General features: G+C 65.8%; 1 protein-coding gene. It reads right to left on the reverse strand.

Annotated features, from left to right (window positions below; translation table 11 throughout):
* On the reverse strand, nt 1-695 hold a 695-nt coding region (locus AC1Q7H_RS39840), incomplete at both ends, for a VCBS domain-containing protein (protein WP_492382515.1).

Consider the following 695-nt stretch of genomic DNA (forward strand, 5'->3'; position numbering starts at 1 on the left):
TTGCCGCTGGCGGATGCGTCGCCAGTTTCAGCATTGCCTGCGCCGCCGGCTTCGGTGACCGCCTTGTCTTCACTGGCCGAGGCCGAGATGGTGGCGTGGTCGTTGGCACCGGTGATGTCGACCTTGATGATCTGCTGCCCCGTCTGGTCTGCCGAAGCCACCGTCAACGAATCACTGACCTGCTGGCCCGCGATCAGGGCATCGGCCTTGGTGTTGTCGAGCGTATAGCTCCAGGCGCCGGTGTTGCTGTCGAAGTTGAACGTGCCGTACTGTCCGGCCAGGCTCTCCGGCGCCACCGCGGCGAAGTGCGCTTCACCGGTGTCGACATCGGTAACCGTCAGCTTGCCGCTGGCAGATGCGTCGCCGAGGTCGGTGTTGCCTGCGCCGCCGGCTTCGGTCACTGCCTTGTCCTCGCTGGCCGAGGCCGAGATGGTGGCGTGGTCGTTGGCACCGGTGATGTCGACCTTGATGGTCTGCTGCGCCGTCTGGTCGGCGGAGGACACCGTCAGCGAATCACTGACCTGCTGGCCAGCGATCAGGGCATCGGCCTTGGTGTTGTCCAGCGTATAGCTCCAGGCGCCGGTGTTGCTGTCGAAGCTGAAGGTGCCGTACTGCCCGGCCAGGCTCTCCGGCGCCACCGCGGCGAAGTGCGCTTCACCGGTATCGACGTCAGTGACCGTCAGCTTGCCGCTGGC

The sequence above is a fragment of the Cupriavidus sp. GW823-FHT06D04 genome (genome assembly GCF_058795055.1).